This window comes from Comamonas testosteroni, assembly GCF_030505195.1.
Taxonomy (GTDB): Bacteria; Pseudomonadota; Gammaproteobacteria; order Burkholderiales; family Burkholderiaceae_C; genus Comamonas; species Comamonas testosteroni_G.
In genome coordinates this window covers 3,013,025-3,029,311 of record NZ_CP129672.1, presented here as the reverse complement: position 1 = coordinate 3,029,311, position 16,287 = coordinate 3,013,025, and the positions used below count along the sequence as shown (strand labels likewise).

Below are 16,287 nucleotides of genomic sequence, written 5' to 3'. Positions count from 1 at the left end.
ATATGCCGCGCAGTGCGGGCATGACGGGAGCAGAAATGAGCAAAGGGGTGAAGCGCTAGTCGCTACCGGATTCGCTGGCATGCCAGCCGCCCAGCGCCCGGCGTGTACACCAGGCCATGAGCACGAACAGCGCCACGCCGGTCAGCGAAATCAGCAGCAGCGCAGCGAACATGCGCGGGATGTTGAGCTGAAAACCCGCTTGCAGGATCTGGTAGGCAAGACCCGCCCCCTGCCCGCCGGTACCGGCCACGAACTCGGCCACCACGGCACCTATCAGTGCCAGGCCGCTGGAGATGCGCAGCCCCCCGAAGAAATAGGGCAAGGCACTGGGAATGCGCAAGCGCATCAGCACCTGCAGCCGCGTGGCCCGGTTGAGCTTGAAGTAGGCCAGCAGATCCGGCTCCACACTGCGCAGGCCCAGCGTGGTGTTGCTGATGATGGGAAACAGCGCCACCAGCGCTGCACAGATCACCATGGACAGCACCGGGTCCTTGACCCAGATGATGATCAGCGGAGCCACGGCCACGATAGGCGTCACCTGCAGCAGCACGGCATAGGGAAACAAGGCCATCTCGATCAGCTTGCTCTGCACGAATACAAAGCTGATCAGCACGCCAGCCACGGTGGCCAGCGCAAAGGCCAGCAAGGTGATCTTGACGGTGACCCACAGGGACAGGCCGAGTGCAGCCCAGTCCGTCATTAAGGTCTGCAGCATCAGCAGCGGCGAAGGCACCAGATAAGGCGGCAACTCCAGCCCGCTCACCAGGGCCTGCCAGAGCAGCAGCAGCACAAGGCCCACCAGCGCCGGCAAAAGTACGCGCTGCACCTTGGGCTGCAGCAGCCAGGGGGTGGCCGCCTTGGCGGACTTGACGGTAGCCACTACACGCGCGCCGGTCGCGGCCGACCTGTTGTCGGCGGCCCTGGCCGCATCATCGGGAATGGAAGCGGGCAAGGCGCTCATGACAGACTCTCCTCCACCATGGCACTGGCGCGCAGCAGGCTCGATTGCAACTGCTGGGCATGGCGGGCGAACTCGGGGCCGAGCATGAAGTCGGCAGGCCGCGGATAGGGGGCATCGATGCGAAACTCCTCCACCACACGCCCCGGCCTGGCCGCCATCATCACCACCCGGCTGGACAGAAAGACGGCCTCGTGGAGGGAGTGGGTGACAAAGATCACCGTCAGCTTCTTCTTGCTCCAAAGCTCCAGCAACTCCGCGTCCAGCTTGTGACGCGTGATCTCGTCGAGCGCGCCGAAGGGCTCGTCCATCAGCAGCAGATCGGGCTCGGTGACCAGGCCGCGGGCAATCGAGACCCGCATCTGCATGCCCCCGGACAATTCGCGCGGCAGGGCTTTGGCAAAGCGTGCCAGGCCCACCAGTTGCAGTGCCTCCGCGACGCGCGCATCGGCCTCGGCGCGCGGCACGCCAGCCAGATCCAGCGGCAGCCGCACATTGGCATGCACGCTGGACCAGGGCATGAGCGTGGGCTGCTGAAAGACAAACGCCATCTTCTTGCCGCCGGCATGCAGCTGCGGCACCGGCTTTCGCCACAGCAGCAATCTGCCGTCGCTGGGCTCCAGCAGACCCGCCACCATCTTGAGCAAGGTGCTCTTGCCGCAGCCCGAAGGGCCGAGCAAGGTCACGAACTCACCCTCTTCGATGCGTAGATTGACGGGCAGCAACGCCTGCGTGCCGCCGGGATAGGTTTTCTCTGCAGACAACACCTCCACTGCGGGAATTGCTGCTGCGGGAATTTCAGAGCCGCTCATAGTCACCTTTCGCTGTCGCTGCCAGCCCATGCCATCAGGGCAGGACCTTGATGTTTTGAATCAGGCTCAGGTTGTAGGCATCGGCCTGCCTGACCTTGGCCGGATCGATCAGCTTGGCGCTGACCAGGAAGTCATAGCTGGCCTTGACCCGCGCATCGGTCATCACGCCGATGCCCAGCCTGGCGGCATCGCCGCCGGCGACCATATTCATTTCCTTGAGCTTGCCCACGCTGTAGGCCAGCTGTTCGTCGGTCATGTTGGGGTTGTCTTTCTTGATCAGGGCATTGGCCGGCGCGGGATCGGCCAGATAGCTCTTCCAGCCTTCCATGGAGGCGGTGACAAAGGCCTGCACCGCCTTGCTGCGCTCCTTGACCGTCTTGTCCATGCAGGAGATGGTCGTGGCATAGGCCGGGAAGCCCTGATCGCTGAACATCAGCGTGTTCGCCTTGACGCCAGCCTTCTGAATCGCAAAGGGCTCGGACGTCAGATAGCCTTGCTGGGCCGAATTCTTGTCCACCAGAAACGGCTGGATATTGAAGGTGTAGGGCCGGGTCTGGGAGTCGGTGAAACCATATTTGGCCTTGAGCCAGGGCCAGTAGCCGCGCTGCGCGGAGGCGGCGATCAAAATGGTCTTGCCCTTGAGGTCCTCGAACCGCTTCACGTCCTCATGGGCGATCAGCACCTGTGGATCCTTCTGGAACACCGCGGCCACCGTGGTCACGGGAACGCCGCCCTCGCGCATCTGCACCATCTGCAGATCGCTGGAGCCCATGACACAGTCGGCCTGACCGGCAGCCATCATCTGCGTGATATTGACCTGGGGGCCGCCCATCTTGATGCTGACTTCCAGACCATGCTTTTTGTACAGCCCTGTGGCCACGGCCTGGTAGAAGCCACCATGCTCGGCCTGGGCATACCAGTTGGTCATGTAGACGAATTTTTCCTCGGCGTGGCCGAGGCCGCTCAGACCACAGGCCAGCATGGCCGCGCAGGTCAGGGGTTTGAGGAGTTTGGCAGTCTTCATCGTGGCGGATCTCCGAAGGTTTGAAACAGGCAAGGCGAGAGAGGGCATCAGGCCAGGGCAGGCTCCACATGCCCCTGATGCTGGGCTCGACCCCAGGTGGCTTCGTCGCGGCTGGCCCATTGCAGCTCGTGCAGCTCGGCAATGGCGGCGGCCCAGCTCCGGGCCAGGGATTGCAGGATCTCCTGCCCCTGTTCGGCGGTGGCGGGTGTCGGATCACCGATCACGCCGCTGGGTCCGAAGTCCCGTGCGGTCCAGGCGCAGGCGGGACGGCCATCGGGCGACAGCAGGCTGGAGGGGAACACGGGCGGGTAGTTGATGACGGCCCGCTCCATGTGCACCGTCTGCGGCGCCAGCGCCAGCATCAGCGCGGTCTCGGCATGGCCTGCATGCATGGCCAGCTTTTTCTCCAGGTTCGACAGATATTGGCCCGCGACATGCGGCACGCGCCAGGTAAAGCTCGGCACCACGATGAAGTCGCCATGGCGCAGGCGCAGCTCGCGCGCCGCGATCTCCAGCACCTGGGGCTGGCCGCCGTGGCCGTTGACGAACAGCAGCTTGCGAAAGCCTGCGCGATACACCGACTCGCCGATTTCATTGATCGTGGCCAGCAGGGTTTCGCCGCTCAAGGTCACCGTGCCGGGAAAGTGCAGATGCTCCTCCGACTTGCCATAGACGATGGGGGCCATGGCGAATGCAGGCACGGCGGCGGGCAGCTGCGCCATGGCGGCGCCGACCACGCCCGCCGCAATCGTTGCGTCCACGGAGCAGGGCAGATGCGGACCATGCTGCTCCATGGCGCCCACAGGCAGCACGATCACGGTATTGGCCTTGTCCGGCAGGGCCGCAACCTCGGTCCAGCTCAGATAGGGCAGAAAGCGCTCGGCAGGGGTGTATCCGTGCAGCATGGGTTCTCCGGGGTGAGTGGTGAATGGGTCAACGCAAGGGCAGATAGGCCGTGGCCTCCACCTCGATCAGAATGTCCGGCGTGGGCAGCATGCCCGCCACCTCGACCACCGTGGAAGCCGGTGATTCGCCGGGAAAAAACAGCTTGCGCACACGGCTGTACTGCGGGAACTGGTCCAGATTGCGGAAGTACTGCACCAGCTTGAAGACATCCGACATCTGGCCGCCGGCGGCCTCCACCGTCTGGCGGATGCGGTCCAGCACCCACCAGCTCTGCGCCAGGATGGGGCCCTCCTTGATGTCGGTGCTGAACTCACCGGTACGCCCGATCAGCGCTGCCGCTTCAGCAGGAATGTCGGCATAGCCGCGCACGATGCGATTGGCGCCCGGGTCCACGGCGATCACGCCCGACAGGAACACCAGATCGCCCGCCCGCCGCCAGGGCGCATAACGAGCCAGGGGCTGGGCAATGCCTGTGGTATCTGTGCTCATGCAACGCTCCGTTCAATGCAGGGGCTGAACCAGGCAGCCAGCGGCTCGCCGTTGCTGACGCGCCCCTCGCGCATCACCACGCGGCGCTGGCTGCGGGATGGAAAGCCGCTGACGCTGGACTGAGGAAGGATCACCAGATCGGCTGTCGCGCCAGGCTGCAGCGGCAGGCGGCCGACACCATGACCCAGCCAGTCGCGGCGACAGACGCTGTCGCTCCACTCGTCAAAGGCCGAAGTCAGCTGCGCTGCCGCCACGCCGGTGGTCAGCGCCTCCAGCGGATCGAAACTGCCCAGCGGACAGAAAGGGTCCTGCACGTTGTCGCTGGAGATCATCAGCGGTATGCCGCGCGCCCTGGCCTCCTTGAGCAGCGTCAGGCCTCGCTGGCGCGGCGTGATACCGGTTTGCGCGTCCTGCAGCAGCAGGTTCGTCACCGGCAGGCTGACCATGGTGATGGGAGTGCTGGCCACGGCATCCAGCGTGCGCAGCGCCTGCTCCAGCGGTTGCGCCGCCAGCGCGCAGGTATGGCCGCAGACCACACGTGCTTCGAAGCGCAGCTCCTTGAGCAGCGCGGCCGTGGTGGCCAGTCCCTGGGCTGCGGGGTTGAGCTCCTCATCCACATGCAGGTCCACGTCCAGGCCGTGCTGCTGCGCGGCCTCAAGCAGATTGCGCAAGGCCTGCGGACTCCAGTTGGTGGAATGGACAAAGCCGCCGAGCAAGGCTCCCGCGCCACTGAGCGCCACCTGCTTGGCCAGGCGCATCGCCATGCCGCGTTCCTCATACAGATGCAGGGGAATCAGGCTGACGCGCTCGAGCAGCACGCGCCCGGCCCATTCCTGCGCCAGCTCGCGCAGCACTTCCCAGGCCACGGGCACCGAGTCCGGCTCCCACCAGTCGCAATGACTGCGTGCATGCGAAACACCGGCTTCATAGGCCCATTGCAGGCCCTGGCCCGCACGGCGGCGCACATCGGCCGCCGTCCAGTTCTGCTTGTCCACCATCATGGCCTCTATCGCGGCCAGCAGGCCCGGCTTCACCGCTCCCATGCGCTCCAGTGTGAACGCCTTGTCCAGATGCAGATGCGCATCCACCATGGTCGGCAGCACCAGCGCTCCTTGCAGATCCCAGACCTGGGAGCCGAAGCTGCGCGGCAGGCCTGGAGTTTCTGCCCCGATGGCCGCAATGCGCCCGTTGGCGATCTCCAGGCGCGACAGCAGCATCTCGCTGCGCTGTCCCAGGGCCGCGAGCAACCAGCGCGGCAGCCGTGCATTGCAGAGTGTCAGATGTGAGGACATGGAGGCTCTCCTAGGCAAAGCGGCGCATGGCCCGGCCGACATGGGCCTTGAAGGACTGCAGCCGAGATGGCGTGGCCACGTTCATGTGGTAGCAGGCGTGATAGTCGATACGCGCCTTGCCGCCCGTGAGGATGCGCAGATAGCGCGTGATGCATTTGCGCGGTGGGTCGCCCATGAAAAGCGCGGTCCAGCGCGGACGCCCGTAAGTCACCACCGCCGCAATGCGCTTGAGATGGGTCAGCGCCGGTTTGACGTTCTGCGGATCGCTGATGTCGAAGGCCACCCCGGGCATCAGCACGCGGTCGAAGAACCCCTTGAGCATGGCCGGCAGGCCAAAGCACCAGGTCGGGAAGCAAAAGACCACGGCCTCGGCCCACAGCAGACGGTCCACATAGCGCTGCACCGGTAGCCGGTTGTGCGGCACCTCGTGATAGCCCAGGCGTTCCTCGCGGGACATCACGGGATTGAATCCTTCCGCGTACAGGTCGCAGTCATCGACCTCATGCCCGGCGCCGCGCAACTGCTGCACCACCTCGGCATGCAATGCGGCCTGATAGCTGGTTTCCACAGGATGGGAGAAGATCACAAGCACTCGCATGACAGCCCTTCAAAGATCCAGGGTCAGCGTCGCGCCGCGATTGCGTGCGCAGCACAAAGCCACATGCGTGCTGCGCTCCTCGGCGGTCAGGCAGCGGTCATGGTGTTCTGGATCGCCAGCCGTCCAGCGCGTGACGCAAGTGCCGCAAATGCCTTGCTCACACACCGTCTCTATGGCCACACCGGCCAGTTGCAGCACATCGGTGATGCGCTCTGCAGGCTCCACCGGCAAGCGCAATCCCTGACGCAGCAATACCAGCTCAAAGCCTTGTTCTACGGGCGTTTCCAGAGTATCCGGGGCAGTGTTTGGCATGATTGACCATCCGATTTGATCGACTGGTCAAATCTAAGCAAACGGTGTGCCAAAACACGCCAGAGAGAGCTACCGGCCTGCCGCCCCTGCCATCTGCACCAGGCTTGCGCAGACCGTCTTCAAATTGGTGCCAGACCGCAGCTCAGCAGCACGGAAGTGGTGAGCTCCCGGGCGATATGCTCGCGATCCAGCGGCTGGTCGTCGGCGCACTCCAGCATGACCCTGGCCTGCACTGCATAGTCCGCATAGTGCTGGGTCATGCCCCAGATCTGCATCAGCAGCACGCGCGCATCGAGGCTGCGTATGCGGCCCTGCGCGATCCAGGCGTTGATCAGATCCACCTTCTGCGCCGTGGAACTCAGCGCGACAGGCCAGTATTGGTTCAGACGCAAGCCGCCACCCAGCACCTCGTTGGTGAAGATGCGTGACAGGGCCGGATTGTCCAGCGCATAGTCCAGCTTGCGCCGCACATAGTTGCCGATGATCTGCGCCGGATCGTCGAGTGCCGGATCGAACGCAAATGCCGCCGACCAGGCCTCCAGCAAGGCATAGAGCAGCTCGTCATACAAGGCCTGTTTGCTCTCGATGTAGTAATGCAGCTGGGGCTTGGTCAGACCCGCTCTTTCCGCGATCGCCTGGGTGGATGCCCCCTTGAAGCCATGGCTGCTGAACTCCGCAATCGCCGCCTCGCGGATGGCTTGCAGAATCTGCTCTCGGGTGCGGCGGACAACAGGCGTGGAATCGGTCATGGCAGCAGGCTGTGAAACGGATCTTGAACTGGCGGAATGCAGCTTCATCAATGCACGGCAAAGCGCAGCAGATACTCGTAGCTGTTCTCTGTTGTCATGGGATCGCCCTGCACCGGCTGACGCAATATGGCCTGCAGCGTATTGCTGCCGACAGCAGGCGTCATGCTCGCCTGCCCTTGAGCGTCCGTCATCGTGGGAGAGCCTCTCTCTCCCCAGGACAGCCTGACGCCGGGCTGCGGCTTGCCATGCAGCAACACCAGCAGCTTGAGCGGCTGACCGGCATGGGGAGACTGCCCCTGCAGCGGCACCACCTCGAACATCTGGCCCAGCGGCTTTTGCGTGACGGCGCCCCACTGCACCACGGTCTTGTGGAACTTGCGCGCATGCACGCCGCGCACCGCACCGGGGTTCTTGTCCATGGGCAAAGGCAGCATCTCGCCCTCGGGTCTGGCACTGCTGAAATAGCCGTTGTCCAGCTCCACGGCTATCAGCGCAGCCTTGGCATCGGGCTTGACACGGATACCGCCCTGCACATTCTTTACATCGCTGGACACCTCGCGGCCGCGCAGGTCATAGGCATGCACGCGCTGCAGCTTGGCCGGGTCAAAGACTTCGGTCCTGCCTTCATGACCGCCAAACTGCATGACATAGCCGCCCTGGGCATCGGGCTCCAGCCAGACGTTATGGGCAGAGACCGGTTGGGCGCATAGCAGCCAGGCGGCGGCCGTGGTGCACAGAATGCGCGCGATGATGTTGTGACGTGTGCTGCAAACAGACATGGAGGCTCCGAAAAATCATAAGGAAAACTGCAGGCCCAGCTGCACGCTGCGCGGCGCGCCGGGCGCGACCAGACGCTGGCCGGCAATCATGGTGGTGGTACTGGCATAGCGGGTGTTGGCGGCATTGCGCAGCCACAGGCTCAGGCGGGCGTTGCGCGCAATGTTGGCGGGCAGGCGGTACTGCAGGCCCAGGTCCAGCCAGCGATAGCTGCCTGCCCATTCGGTATTGCCGTTGTTGATGGGCGCGCGCCCCACATGGCGCAGCAATCCATGCACGGTGACATCGCTGCGCGGCATCCAGCGCGCATGCAGGGTGCTGGTGTACTCGGGCACGGCCACCACACGCCTACCAAGCAGTGCGGTGTTCGCGTTCTGCGTGACTTCGGAGCGATTGCGGCCATAGGCCCATTCCACATGCCAGTGGCGGCTGGGCAGCCAGTGCAGCTGCAGCTCGGCGCCCTTGCGCACGGTCGCTCCCAGGTTTTCATACTCGCCGGGGGCCGTGTTGCGTATTTCATGGCTGGAGCCGATGCGGTAGAGCGAGGCATCGATCAGCCACTGGGCCGATGGCTTCCACTCCACGCCCAGCTCGCTCTGGCGAAAGATATTGGCATGCAGATCGCTGTTGCGCAGCGCGTATTTGGCAAAGTCGCTGGGCAGCGCAAAGCCTTGCGACCAGCTGGCCCGCACGGCTGTCAGTGCATCGAGCTGCGCCAGTGCCCCCAGCTTGGGGCTGGCATGGCTGCGGCCCTGCATGCGATTGCATTCATCGCCACCGGCCTCTGCCCCCAGCAGGCGGCAGCGGCCGTCAAAGTGGTCCCAGCGCAAGGCCGCCGTGGTCTGCAACCAGGCCGTTGGCTGCCAGCCAGCCTGGCCGTAGAGCGCCGTGTTGTCGAGCCGCGTATTGCGATCATTCAATGCAGGGCCGGTGCGCCGGCGATCGAGCAATCCATCCCAGTAGCCATAGTCGGTGGACTCACGCACCTGCTCCAGACCCAGCATCCAGTTCAGCTCGCGCGCCGCAAGAAGGGACTTGCCGCTGAGATTCAGCCCTGCTCCCAGCACGCTGCGGTCGTAGCGCTCCTCGCGCTGCATCCAGGTGGCGCTGCGCGGGCGGGTGAACCAGCGCACAAAATCCTGCTGCGTGCCGTAGACAAAGCCCAGCAGCCGGGTCTCTGCATCCAGTGCGTACTGCGCATCCAGACGCAGCGTGCCAAAGTGCTTGTCGGCACCATCGCCCACCACACGGCTGTCCTTGCCCTGAGGGTTCTCTCGCCATTGCGCTTCGCTCAGATAGCCGGGCGAGTCGCCACGCGCCTCGTGCCAGCGGCCCGACAGCGAGATATCGAGTTTTTCGTGCACCTGGTGCTTCCAGGTGCCGCTGATGGCGCTGCGCTCATAACGAGAGACAGGCCGCGCCCCGTCACCGCGCGAATGCTGGGCCGCCAGATTGAGCTGATCGCCCCCCTCCAGCCCGCGCCCGAGAGCGGCCTGGGCATCGAACATGCCGCGCGACCCCGCGCTGACATCCAGCTCCGTATAGCTGCCGCTGCGCCGCGTGCGCAGCTCCAGCAGTCCGGCGCGGTTGTAATTGCCCTGCAGCACCGACACGGGACCGCGATAGACATTGAGCTGATCCAGCTCCAGCGGCACCACCACATTGAGATCGAAATAGCCATCGGCATGCGACATGGCTTCGTTGAGCGGGATGCCGTCCAGTGTGGCTGCCACATCGCCGCCATGGCCTCCGCCGCCAAAGCCGCGCAACACCAGCGCATTGGCCACACCGCTGAGCTGGTAGTGATTGACATGCATTCCAGGCACCAGATTCCACAGCGACTCCACTTCCTGCCTGGGCTGCTCGCGAATCTCGTCGCGCCTGAACTCGGTGACGGAAAACGCGCGTTGCGCATCGTCCAGCGCCTGGCCTTTGACCTGGGCATTCACCCTCACCTCGGGCAATACCTTGTCGCCGTCCTTGGCTGTTTGCGCTTGCACGGCTGAAGCCATCCACAGCGTACCGCCCAAGGCCAGCACTCCGAGCCTTGCCGTGGTACCCAGGCACTGAGCGCCTCCCCTATTGAATGGTCTTTTGTACATGCACCAGAACAGCAAAGTTCGTGCCATGCAATGCACCGCTACGGCTCGACAATGCACCACAAAGCACCATCGCTGCCTCTTCGATACACCGTGGTGCACAACCGCATGCCGAAGGCACCAACAAGGTGCAGAACATCTGCAGCGGCTTGCCTGCTGGCTGGCAACAAAGGCTTGCCTTTGGCATGGCACTTGCTACATAAAGGGGCATGACACTGACTCATCGCGTTCATTCAGCCCTGCCGGATGCGCGCGCCGACTGAGGGATGGAAGAAGATGGAACTGACACCGCGCGAAAAAGACAAGCTGCTGATCTTCACCGCGGCCCTGCTGGCCGAGCGGCGCATGGCCCGCGGCCTCAAGCTCAACTACCCCGAGGCCGTGGCGTTGATCAGCGCCTTTGTGATGGAGGGCGCGCGCGATGGCAGGACCGTGGCCCAGCTCATGAGCGAAGGCCGTAGCGTGTTGACCCGCGCCGATGTGATGGAGGGCATCCCCGAGATGATTCCCGACATCCAGATCGAGGCCACCTTCCCCGATGGCACCAAGCTGGTCACCGTGCATGAGCCCATCGCCTGAAGCGGCATCCAGAGACTTCAAGCCTTTCAGCCATCAAACCCTTATCCATCAAGCGCAGACAGCTATGAAATTCAATAAGCTCCTTGCCACCACAACCGCTGCAGCGACTGCACTGCCCCTGTCCGCCCTCGCTCATATGGGCACCGATGCAGGCGGCCATCACCACTTTCTCGACAGCCTGGTTCATGCCTTTGCCCACCCGTTTACCGGAGCAGACCATCTGGCCGCCATGCTGGCCGTAGGCGCCTGGAGCGCGCTGACCCTGCCCGAGTTGCGCACGGCCTGGCGTGCACCAGCGGCCTTTGTGGCCCTGCTGGTGGCGGGCGCCGTGGCCGGCTTTGCCGGCCTGTGGGTGCCGGGCGTGGAGCCCATGATTGCCGCATCCGTGCTGGTGCTGGGCCTGCTGGTGCTGGTCCAGCAAAAAATGCCCTGGGCCGCTGCCGCCGCACTGGCTGCGGTGTTTGCCTTCTTCCACGGCGCAGCGCACGGCTTTGAGCTGGCCGGAGACAGCGGCCTGGCTGCCGTCGGCGCGCTGGTGGGCATTGCGCTGGGCTCGGCCTCACTGCATATCGCCGGCATGGTGCTCGGTCATGCCGTCATGCAGCGCCACCAATGGACTGCCAGGCTCGGCGGAGCTGCCACCGCCGCGCTCGGCGCTTTCATGCTGACGAAACTGGCGTGATATGCAACACCCCGGCACGGCCCAGCACAGGGCTCTAGCGCAAGGAGACGATAGATGATCCCCGGTGAACTGATTCTTGACGAGGGCAGCCATGCACTCAACCCCGGCCGCCGCACGCTCACGCTGGTGGTGAAAAATGCCAGCGACCGGCCGATTCAGGTCGGCTCGCACTACCACTTCGCCGAAACCAATGCCGGCCTGGATTTCGACCGCGCCGCCGCCCACGGCATGCGCCTGAATATTGCCAGCGGCATGGCCGTGCGCTTCGAGCCGGGCCAGCAGCGTACGGTGGAGCTGGTCGAGATCGGCGGCGACCGCCAGATCTATGGTTTTCGCGGTCTGCTCCAGGGTCCATTGCCCGCAGTTGCCAGGGACTGACCGGTCATGCTGATGCTGTTTGCTTCTGCTTTCGTGCTGGGCCTGGTGTTCAATGCTGCGCCCGGCGCGGTGTTTGCAGAGACCGTGCGCCAAGGTGTGCGCGGCGGCTATCGCCCCGCGCTGGCGGTACAGCTGGGCTCCCTGGTGGGCGACGCGAGCTGGGCCTTGCTGGGCCTGGCCGGCATTGGTCTGGTCATGCAGATCGACGCCTTGCGCTGGCCGGTTGGCCTGGCGGGCGCCGCCTACCTGCTCTGGCTGTCCTGGGACAGCTGGCAGGCAGCGCGCACCGAACACCGGCTCGATGCCTCAACCGCCGCCGCCGCCACGCAGAAGCAGGCCCTGCGCCGCGGCATGGCCCTGTCGCTGAGCAACCCGCAGAACCTTGCTTACTGGGCCGCCATGGGCAGCGCCCTCGGGGCGGTGGGAGTGACCCAGCCCAGCGCTGGCGATTACGGGCTGTTCTTCGCGGGATTCATGACTTCATCCCTGCTCTGGTGCTTTGTCTGCGCAGCCTTGGTGGACCGGCTTTTCCGCCGCGCTGCTGCGCACTGGAGCCGTTTTACCTACCGCTGCTGCGCCGCACTGTTGCTGGCCCTGGCGCTGGGCACCTTGCGCGACCTGCTCGTCACAAGCCCCGCAGCCCTGCCACCGGCAGCCCAGCAGCAGTCCCTGCGCTGAATACCTGAATCGGAGATTCCTCAATGGCCACCATGGACCGACGAGCCTACGCAGAAACCTTTGGCCCCACCGTGGGCGACCGCCTGCGCCTGGCCGATACCGAACTCATCGTCGAGGTCGAAAAAGACTACACCCTGGCCGCCGGCGGCTATGGGGAGGAAGTGAAGTTCGGCGGCGGCAAGACCATCCGCGACGGCATGGCACAAAGCCAGCGCACGCGCGACGGGACGGGGACAGGGCCTGACGGAGGTGGCGCGGTCGATACCGTGCTGACCAACGCACTGATCCTGGACCACTGGGGCATCGTCAAGGCCGACATCGGCCTCAGGGACGGCCGCATCGCGGCCATAGGCAAGGCCGGCAACCCGGACACCCAGCCGGGTGTGAACATCATCATCGGCCCGGGCACGGAAATCATCTCCTGCGAAGGCCATATCGTCACCGCAGGCGGTATCGACACCCATATCCATTTCATTGCCCCGCAGCAGATCGAGGAAGCACTGACCAGCGGCGTGACCACCATGATCGGCGGCGGCACCGGCCCGGCCACCGGCACCTTCGCCACCACCTGCACGCCAGGCCCCTGGCATATGGAGCGCATGCTGCAGGCCGCCGACGCTTTCCCCATGAATCTGGGTTTTCTGGGCAAGGGCAATGCCAGCCTGCCTGGCGGCCTGCACGAGCAGATCAGTGCCGGCGCCATCGGCCTCAAGCTTCACGAGGACTGGGGCAGCACGCCGGCCGCCATCAGCAACTGCCTGGATGTGGCCGAAGACACCGACACCCAGGTCGCCATCCACACCGACACGCTCAACGAGTCCGGCTTTGTGGAGGACACCGTGGCCGCCTTCAAGGGCCGCACCATTCACACCTTCCACACCGAAGGTGCGGGTGGCGGCCACGCGCCCGACATTCTGAAAGTGGTGGGCGAGGCCAATGTGCTGCCCAGCTCCACCAACCCCACCCGCCCCTACACCATCAACACGCTGGACGAGCATGTGGACATGCTCATGGTCTGCCACCACCTGGACGCGGGCATTGCCGAAGACCTGGCCTTTGCCGAAAGCCGCATTCGCAAGGAAACGATTGCGGCCGAGGACATCCTGCACGACATCGGTGCCATCAGCATGTTCAGCTCCGACAGCCAGGCCATGGGCCGCGTGGGCGAAGTCATTCTGCGCACCTGGCAGACCGCGCACAAGATGAAGCTGCAGCGCGGCCCCCTGAGCGGCGACGGCGCGCGCAACGACAACTTCCGCATCAAGCGCTATATCGCAAAATACACCATCAATCCCGCGATTGCCCATGGCATCAGCCACGAGGTGGGCAGCATCGAGGTGGGCAAGTGGGCCGATATCGTGATCTGGAAGCCCGCCTTCTTTGGCGTCAAGCCTTTTTGCATCCTCAAGGGCGGCAGCATCGCCATGGCGGCCATGGGCGATCCGAACGCCTCCATTCCCACGCCTCAGCCCGTGCATTACCGCCCCATGTTTGCAAGCTTTGGCGGTGCGGTTGCCAGAACTTCTCTGACCTTTGTCTCCCAGGCAGGACTTGCCGCCGGCATCGGCCAGCGCTTCGGGCTGCACAAGACCCTGTCGGCGGTCAAGGGCATACGCAAGGTGAAGAAGCAGCACATGATCCACAACGATCTGGCGCCGCATATGGAGGTGGACGCCCAGACCTATGCCGTGCGCGCCAATGGCGATCTGCTGACCTGCGAGCCCGCGGTCAGCCTGCCCATGGCACAGCGCTACTTCCTGTTCTGAGCGGTGTTGAGCTGAAACTCCGTATCCGGATGCTGCACGCCCTTGCCCTCAAACCAGGCCAGCCAGTCGCTGACGGCAAGCTGCGGCGCAGCGCTCACGGTGGCGGGCAAGGCCTCGTACACCAGCACCGTGATGGACTGCTGAGCGCCCTGGATCAGCATCACGGGCAGGGTCAGAATGCGCTTGGCGTATTCGCCCAGGTCTTCGGGCCAAAGGCCTTCGATGCGATCCATGGCCCGCTCCAGCGCTGCGTCCATGGGGTAGACCTCGGCCAGCACGGTCTGCGAGCCTTGCAGCCTCAGGCCCGGGTACCAGCCCAGGTCATGCAAAGTGCCGGTCAGCAGGGTCCTGCCAACACAGGCGATGCCCGGCTGGAGCCTGGCAATATCGTTGATGCCACCGGCACGCAAAGTGCCATACACCGCCACATAGGCTGCGCCACAGCCCTGCCAGTCAGCAGGCGCATCATGCAAAGAGGTCGGGGCTGCCATTTCTGCCGAAGTTTCCAAAATAGTGGTCATCTTGCTCGAACCATCAAAATCACTGAGATGCGCAGCACATGCAACATGCGCGCCAACCGGGTTCGGGCCTTTTATTTCATTGTGAATTCACCATGCTGACTGCCAACAAGCTGCTGCTCCAGGGCCAGGGCCTTTCCACCGTCATCCTCAAACGCGCAGCGTCCGTGGAACTGGACTGGGATGTGCGTCAGAAAAGCCGCTTTGCCGCCACCGACAGCCAGGGTCGCGAGCTGGCCGTCTTTTTGCCGCGCGGCCAGGCCGTGCGCGGCGGCGATGTGCTGGTGGCCGAAGACGGCAGCCTGATCCGCGTGCTGGCCGCACCGCAAAAAGTGCTGCACATCACTGCCTGCGCCGAGCATGGCACGCCGTTTGACCTGATGCGCGCGGCCTACCATCTGGGCAACCGCCATGTGCCGATCGAGCTGCAGCCCGACCATTTGAAGATCGAACCCGACCATGTGCTGGCCGATATGCTGCGCAGCATGCATATGACGGTCGTCGAGACCGATTTGCCCTTTGAACCCGAAGGAGGCGCCTATGGCGGCCATGTGACCAATGACGGCCACAGCCACCATCATCATGGCCATGGACACTCGCATGACCACGCCCACTGAGCCACTGCTGGCTCTTGGCGCGCAGAGCTTTCTGCAGCTGATGTGGCTGGCCTCGCCGGCGCTGCCCATCGGCGGTTTTTCCTATTCTGAAGGGCTAGAAGCGGCCATCAATGCAGCGCTGGTGACAACGGAAACAGAGGCCGCCGGCTGGCTGGTGCAGCAGCTGCATCTGACCCAGTCGCGCGGGGACATGGCCGTGATTGCGCAGGCCATGCAGGCCTGGAAAAGCGCGGATCTGGCGCGCATTGCCAGCCTCAACCAGTGGGTAAGAGTCACGCGCGAAACCAGCGAGTTGCGCCTGCAGACCGAGCAGATGGGCCGCTCGCTGACCGAGTGGCTGAAAAACCGCTACGCCGATGACACAACCCTGCTCGCCCCCATCCGCTGGCTGGCCGCGCAGGATGCCAGCTACCCCATCGCCTTCTCGTTTGCGGCGCAATGCACCGGCGCCACGCCGCGCGATGCACTGCTGGCCTATGCCTTTGGCTGGGCAGAGAACATGGTTCAAGCCGCCATCAAGGCCGTCCCCCTGGGCCAGAGCGCCGGCCAGCGCATTCTGGCTCGACTGACTTCCGAGATTCCCGCCGCCGTCGAATACGCACTGGCATTGCCGGACAGCGCAAGACAGGCTTTTTCGCCCATGCTGGCCATTCTCTCGGCCCAGCATGAACACCAGTATTCTCGACTTTTCCGTAGCTGAACCTTCATCCGCCATGTCTGCATTGTTTGCCGCCACACCCCAGCCACCGTACTACGCCGCCATCTTCACCTCCCTGCGCACCCAGGCGGACCAGGGCTATGGCGAGATGGCCGAGCGCATGGTGGAGCTGGCCGGCCAGCAAGCAGGCTATCTGGGCGCTGAAAGCACCCGCGATGCCCAGGGCTTCGGCATCACCGTGTCTTACTGGGAAAGCGAGGAAGCCATCCGTCAATGGAAGCACAACGCCGAGCACCAGATCGCCCAGGAAAAAGGCCACACCACCTGGTACCAGCATTTCGAGCTGCGCATTGCCAAGGTGGAGCGTGTCTACGGCAAGGCCCGCTGATCGCAAC

Annotated in this window: 19 protein-coding genes and 1 pseudogene; 8 read left to right on the top strand and 12 right to left on the bottom strand. The window is 64.3% G+C overall.

The genetic code is table 11. The features are described 5' to 3' along the window. Nucleotides 1-55 precede the first annotated feature (55 nt). From QYQ99_RS13945 to QYQ99_RS13895, 11 genes are all read right to left on the bottom strand, one after another. Nucleotides 56-961 (bottom strand): ABC transporter permease, encoded by a 906-nt coding sequence (locus tag QYQ99_RS13945; protein ID WP_302088722.1) that lies wholly within the window; start codon nucleotides 959-961, stop codon nucleotides 56-58. Further along, nucleotides 958-1,770 (bottom strand): ABC transporter ATP-binding protein, encoded by an 813-nt coding sequence (locus tag QYQ99_RS13940; RefSeq protein WP_302088721.1) that lies wholly within the window; start codon nucleotides 1,768-1,770, stop codon nucleotides 958-960. The genes QYQ99_RS13945 and QYQ99_RS13940 overlap by 4 nt, the downstream gene beginning before the upstream one ends. A gap of 34 nt (nucleotides 1,771-1,804) precedes the next feature. Then, nucleotides 1,805-2,752 carry an ABC transporter substrate-binding protein gene (locus QYQ99_RS13935; protein ID WP_302093177.1) on the bottom strand — a complete coding sequence of 316 codons (948 nt, stop codon included), beginning with the start codon at nucleotides 2,750-2,752 and terminating at the stop codon, nucleotides 1,805-1,807. Between the two features lie 89 nt (nucleotides 2,753-2,841). Next, entirely contained in the window at nucleotides 2,842-3,699 is an 858-nt protein-coding gene (locus QYQ99_RS13930) for a creatininase family protein (RefSeq protein ID WP_302088720.1), read from the bottom strand. 28 nt (nucleotides 3,700-3,727) lie between these two features. Continuing rightward, nucleotides 3,728-4,189 carry a RidA family protein gene (locus QYQ99_RS13925; RefSeq protein ID WP_302088719.1) on the bottom strand — a complete coding sequence of 154 codons (462 nt, stop codon included), beginning with the start codon at nucleotides 4,187-4,189 and terminating at the stop codon, nucleotides 3,728-3,730. Then, nucleotides 4,186-5,481 carry an amidohydrolase family protein gene (locus QYQ99_RS13920; RefSeq protein WP_302088718.1) on the bottom strand — a complete coding sequence of 432 codons (1,296 nt, stop codon included), beginning with the start codon at nucleotides 5,479-5,481 and terminating at the stop codon, nucleotides 4,186-4,188. The genes QYQ99_RS13925 and QYQ99_RS13920 overlap by 4 nt, the downstream gene beginning before the upstream one ends. A 10-nt stretch (nucleotides 5,482-5,491) precedes the next feature. Then, nucleotides 5,492-6,079 carry an NAD(P)H-dependent oxidoreductase gene (locus QYQ99_RS13915; RefSeq protein WP_302088717.1) on the bottom strand — a complete coding sequence of 196 codons (588 nt, stop codon included), beginning with the start codon at nucleotides 6,077-6,079 and terminating at the stop codon, nucleotides 5,492-5,494. 9 nt (nucleotides 6,080-6,088) lie between these two features. Then, on the bottom strand, nucleotides 6,089-6,391 hold the full coding sequence (locus QYQ99_RS13910) for a 2Fe-2S iron-sulfur cluster-binding protein (RefSeq protein WP_302088716.1): 303 nt from the start codon (nucleotides 6,389-6,391) through the stop codon (nucleotides 6,089-6,091). Between the two features lie 119 nt (nucleotides 6,392-6,510). Continuing rightward, nucleotides 6,511-7,140 carry a TetR family transcriptional regulator C-terminal domain-containing protein gene (locus tag QYQ99_RS13905; RefSeq protein ID WP_302088715.1) on the bottom strand — a complete coding sequence of 210 codons (630 nt, stop codon included), beginning with the start codon at nucleotides 7,138-7,140 and terminating at the stop codon, nucleotides 6,511-6,513. Between the two features lie 47 nt (nucleotides 7,141-7,187). Then, complete coding sequence (locus QYQ99_RS13900) at nucleotides 7,188-7,919, bottom strand: DUF4198 domain-containing protein (protein ID WP_302088714.1); 732 nt, start codon at nucleotides 7,917-7,919, stop codon at nucleotides 7,188-7,190. A 15-nt stretch (nucleotides 7,920-7,934) separates the two neighbouring features. Continuing rightward, nucleotides 7,935-10,046, bottom strand: a complete 2,112-nt coding sequence (locus QYQ99_RS13895) for a TonB-dependent receptor (protein WP_302088713.1) — start codon at nucleotides 10,044-10,046, stop codon at nucleotides 7,935-7,937. Between the two features lie 246 nt (nucleotides 10,047-10,292). Here QYQ99_RS13895 and QYQ99_RS13890 point away from each other — a divergent pair, with 246 nt between their 5' ends. The 5 genes from QYQ99_RS13890 to ureC all read left to right on the top strand — a co-directional run bounded on the left by QYQ99_RS13890 (nucleotide 10,293) and on the right by ureC (nucleotide 14,099). After that, entirely contained in the window at nucleotides 10,293-10,595 is a 303-nt protein-coding gene (locus tag QYQ99_RS13890) for an urease subunit gamma (RefSeq protein WP_003068240.1), read from the top strand. A gap of 64 nt (nucleotides 10,596-10,659) precedes the next feature. Continuing rightward, on the top strand, nucleotides 10,660-11,277 hold the full coding sequence (locus QYQ99_RS13885; RefSeq protein ID WP_302088712.1) for a HupE/UreJ family protein: 618 nt from the start codon (nucleotides 10,660-10,662) through the stop codon (nucleotides 11,275-11,277). Nucleotides 11,278-11,331: 54 nt separating this feature from the next. Continuing rightward, nucleotides 11,332-11,655 (top strand): urease subunit beta, encoded by a 324-nt coding sequence (locus tag QYQ99_RS13880; protein ID WP_302088711.1) that lies wholly within the window; start codon nucleotides 11,332-11,334, stop codon nucleotides 11,653-11,655. A gap of 6 nt (nucleotides 11,656-11,661) precedes the next feature. After that, the gene (locus tag QYQ99_RS13875) at nucleotides 11,662-12,333 is read left to right on the top strand and encodes a LysE family transporter (RefSeq protein ID WP_302088710.1); all 672 of its coding nucleotides are present in this window, start codon (nucleotides 11,662-11,664) and stop codon (nucleotides 12,331-12,333) included. A gap of 23 nt (nucleotides 12,334-12,356) precedes the next feature. Next, nucleotides 12,357-14,099, top strand: a complete 1,743-nt coding sequence (gene ureC / locus QYQ99_RS13870; RefSeq protein ID WP_302088709.1) for an urease subunit alpha — start codon at nucleotides 12,357-12,359, stop codon at nucleotides 14,097-14,099. Here the strand turns inward: ureC and QYQ99_RS13865 are convergent. Further along, nucleotides 14,084-14,620, bottom strand: a complete 537-nt coding sequence (locus QYQ99_RS13865) for a gamma-glutamylcyclotransferase family protein (protein WP_302088708.1) — start codon at nucleotides 14,618-14,620, stop codon at nucleotides 14,084-14,086. The genes ureC and QYQ99_RS13865 overlap by 16 nt on opposite strands. 92 nt (nucleotides 14,621-14,712) lie before the next feature. Between QYQ99_RS13865 and ureE the strand changes: the two are divergent. The 3 genes and pseudogenes from ureE to QYQ99_RS13850 all read left to right on the top strand — a co-directional run. Next, nucleotides 14,713-15,231: pseudogene (gene ureE, locus QYQ99_RS13860) on the top strand (urease accessory protein UreE); the annotation flags it as partial. After that, nucleotides 15,218-15,934 (top strand): urease accessory protein UreF, encoded by a 717-nt coding sequence (locus tag QYQ99_RS13855; RefSeq protein ID WP_302088707.1) that lies wholly within the window; start codon nucleotides 15,218-15,220, stop codon nucleotides 15,932-15,934. The pseudogene ureE and the gene QYQ99_RS13855, both read left to right, overlap by 14 nt. A gap of 13 nt (nucleotides 15,935-15,947) precedes the next feature. After that, nucleotides 15,948-16,280: an antibiotic biosynthesis monooxygenase family protein gene (locus QYQ99_RS13850; RefSeq protein ID WP_302088706.1), complete on the top strand. Its 333-nt coding sequence runs from the start codon at nucleotides 15,948-15,950 to the stop codon at nucleotides 16,278-16,280. Nucleotides 16,281-16,287 lie beyond the last annotated feature (7 nt).

Excerpts from the sequence above, each read along its gene's own strand:
- QYQ99_RS13945 (WP_302088722.1), bottom strand. The coding sequence starts at position 961 with ATGAGCGCCTTGCCCGCTTCCATTCCCGATGATGCGGCCAGGGCCGCC.
- QYQ99_RS13940 (WP_302088721.1), bottom strand. The coding sequence starts at position 1,770 with ATGAGCGGCTCTGAAATTCCCGCAGCAGCAATTCCCGCAGTGGAGGTG.
- QYQ99_RS13935 (WP_302093177.1), bottom strand. The coding sequence starts at position 2,752 with ATGCTGGCCTGTGGTCTGAGCGGCCTCGGCCACGCCGAGGAAAAATTC.
- QYQ99_RS13930 (WP_302088720.1), bottom strand. The coding sequence starts at position 3,699 with ATGCTGCACGGATACACCCCTGCCGAGCGCTTTCTGCCCTATCTGAGC.
- QYQ99_RS13925 (WP_302088719.1), bottom strand. The coding sequence starts at position 4,189 with ATGAGCACAGATACCACAGGCATTGCCCAGCCCCTGGCTCGTTATGCG.
- QYQ99_RS13920 (WP_302088718.1), bottom strand. The coding sequence starts at position 5,481 with ATGTCCTCACATCTGACACTCTGCAATGCACGGCTGCCGCGCTGGTTG.
- QYQ99_RS13915 (WP_302088717.1), bottom strand. The coding sequence starts at position 6,079 with ATGCGAGTGCTTGTGATCTTCTCCCATCCTGTGGAAACCAGCTATCAG.
- QYQ99_RS13910 (WP_302088716.1), bottom strand. The coding sequence starts at position 6,391 with ATGCCAAACACTGCCCCGGATACTCTGGAAACGCCCGTAGAACAAGGC.
- QYQ99_RS13905 (WP_302088715.1), bottom strand. The coding sequence starts at position 7,140 with ATGACCGATTCCACGCCTGTTGTCCGCCGCACCCGAGAGCAGATTCTG.
- QYQ99_RS13900 (WP_302088714.1), bottom strand. The coding sequence starts at position 7,919 with ATGTCTGTTTGCAGCACACGTCACAACATCATCGCGCGCATTCTGTGC.
- QYQ99_RS13895 (WP_302088713.1), bottom strand. The coding sequence starts at position 10,046 with ATGGCACGAACTTTGCTGTTCTGGTGCATGTACAAAAGACCATTCAAT.
- QYQ99_RS13890 (WP_003068240.1), top strand. The coding sequence starts at position 10,293 with ATGGAACTGACACCGCGCGAAAAAGACAAGCTGCTGATCTTCACCGCG.
- QYQ99_RS13885 (WP_302088712.1), top strand. The coding sequence starts at position 10,660 with ATGAAATTCAATAAGCTCCTTGCCACCACAACCGCTGCAGCGACTGCA.
- QYQ99_RS13880 (WP_302088711.1), top strand. The coding sequence starts at position 11,332 with ATGATCCCCGGTGAACTGATTCTTGACGAGGGCAGCCATGCACTCAAC.
- QYQ99_RS13875 (WP_302088710.1), top strand. The coding sequence starts at position 11,662 with ATGCTGATGCTGTTTGCTTCTGCTTTCGTGCTGGGCCTGGTGTTCAAT.
- ureC (WP_302088709.1), top strand. The coding sequence starts at position 12,357 with ATGGCCACCATGGACCGACGAGCCTACGCAGAAACCTTTGGCCCCACC.
- QYQ99_RS13865 (WP_302088708.1), bottom strand. The coding sequence starts at position 14,620 with ATGACCACTATTTTGGAAACTTCGGCAGAAATGGCAGCCCCGACCTCT.
- QYQ99_RS13855 (WP_302088707.1), top strand. The coding sequence starts at position 15,218 with ATGACCACGCCCACTGAGCCACTGCTGGCTCTTGGCGCGCAGAGCTTT.
- QYQ99_RS13850 (WP_302088706.1), top strand. The coding sequence starts at position 15,948 with ATGTCTGCATTGTTTGCCGCCACACCCCAGCCACCGTACTACGCCGCC.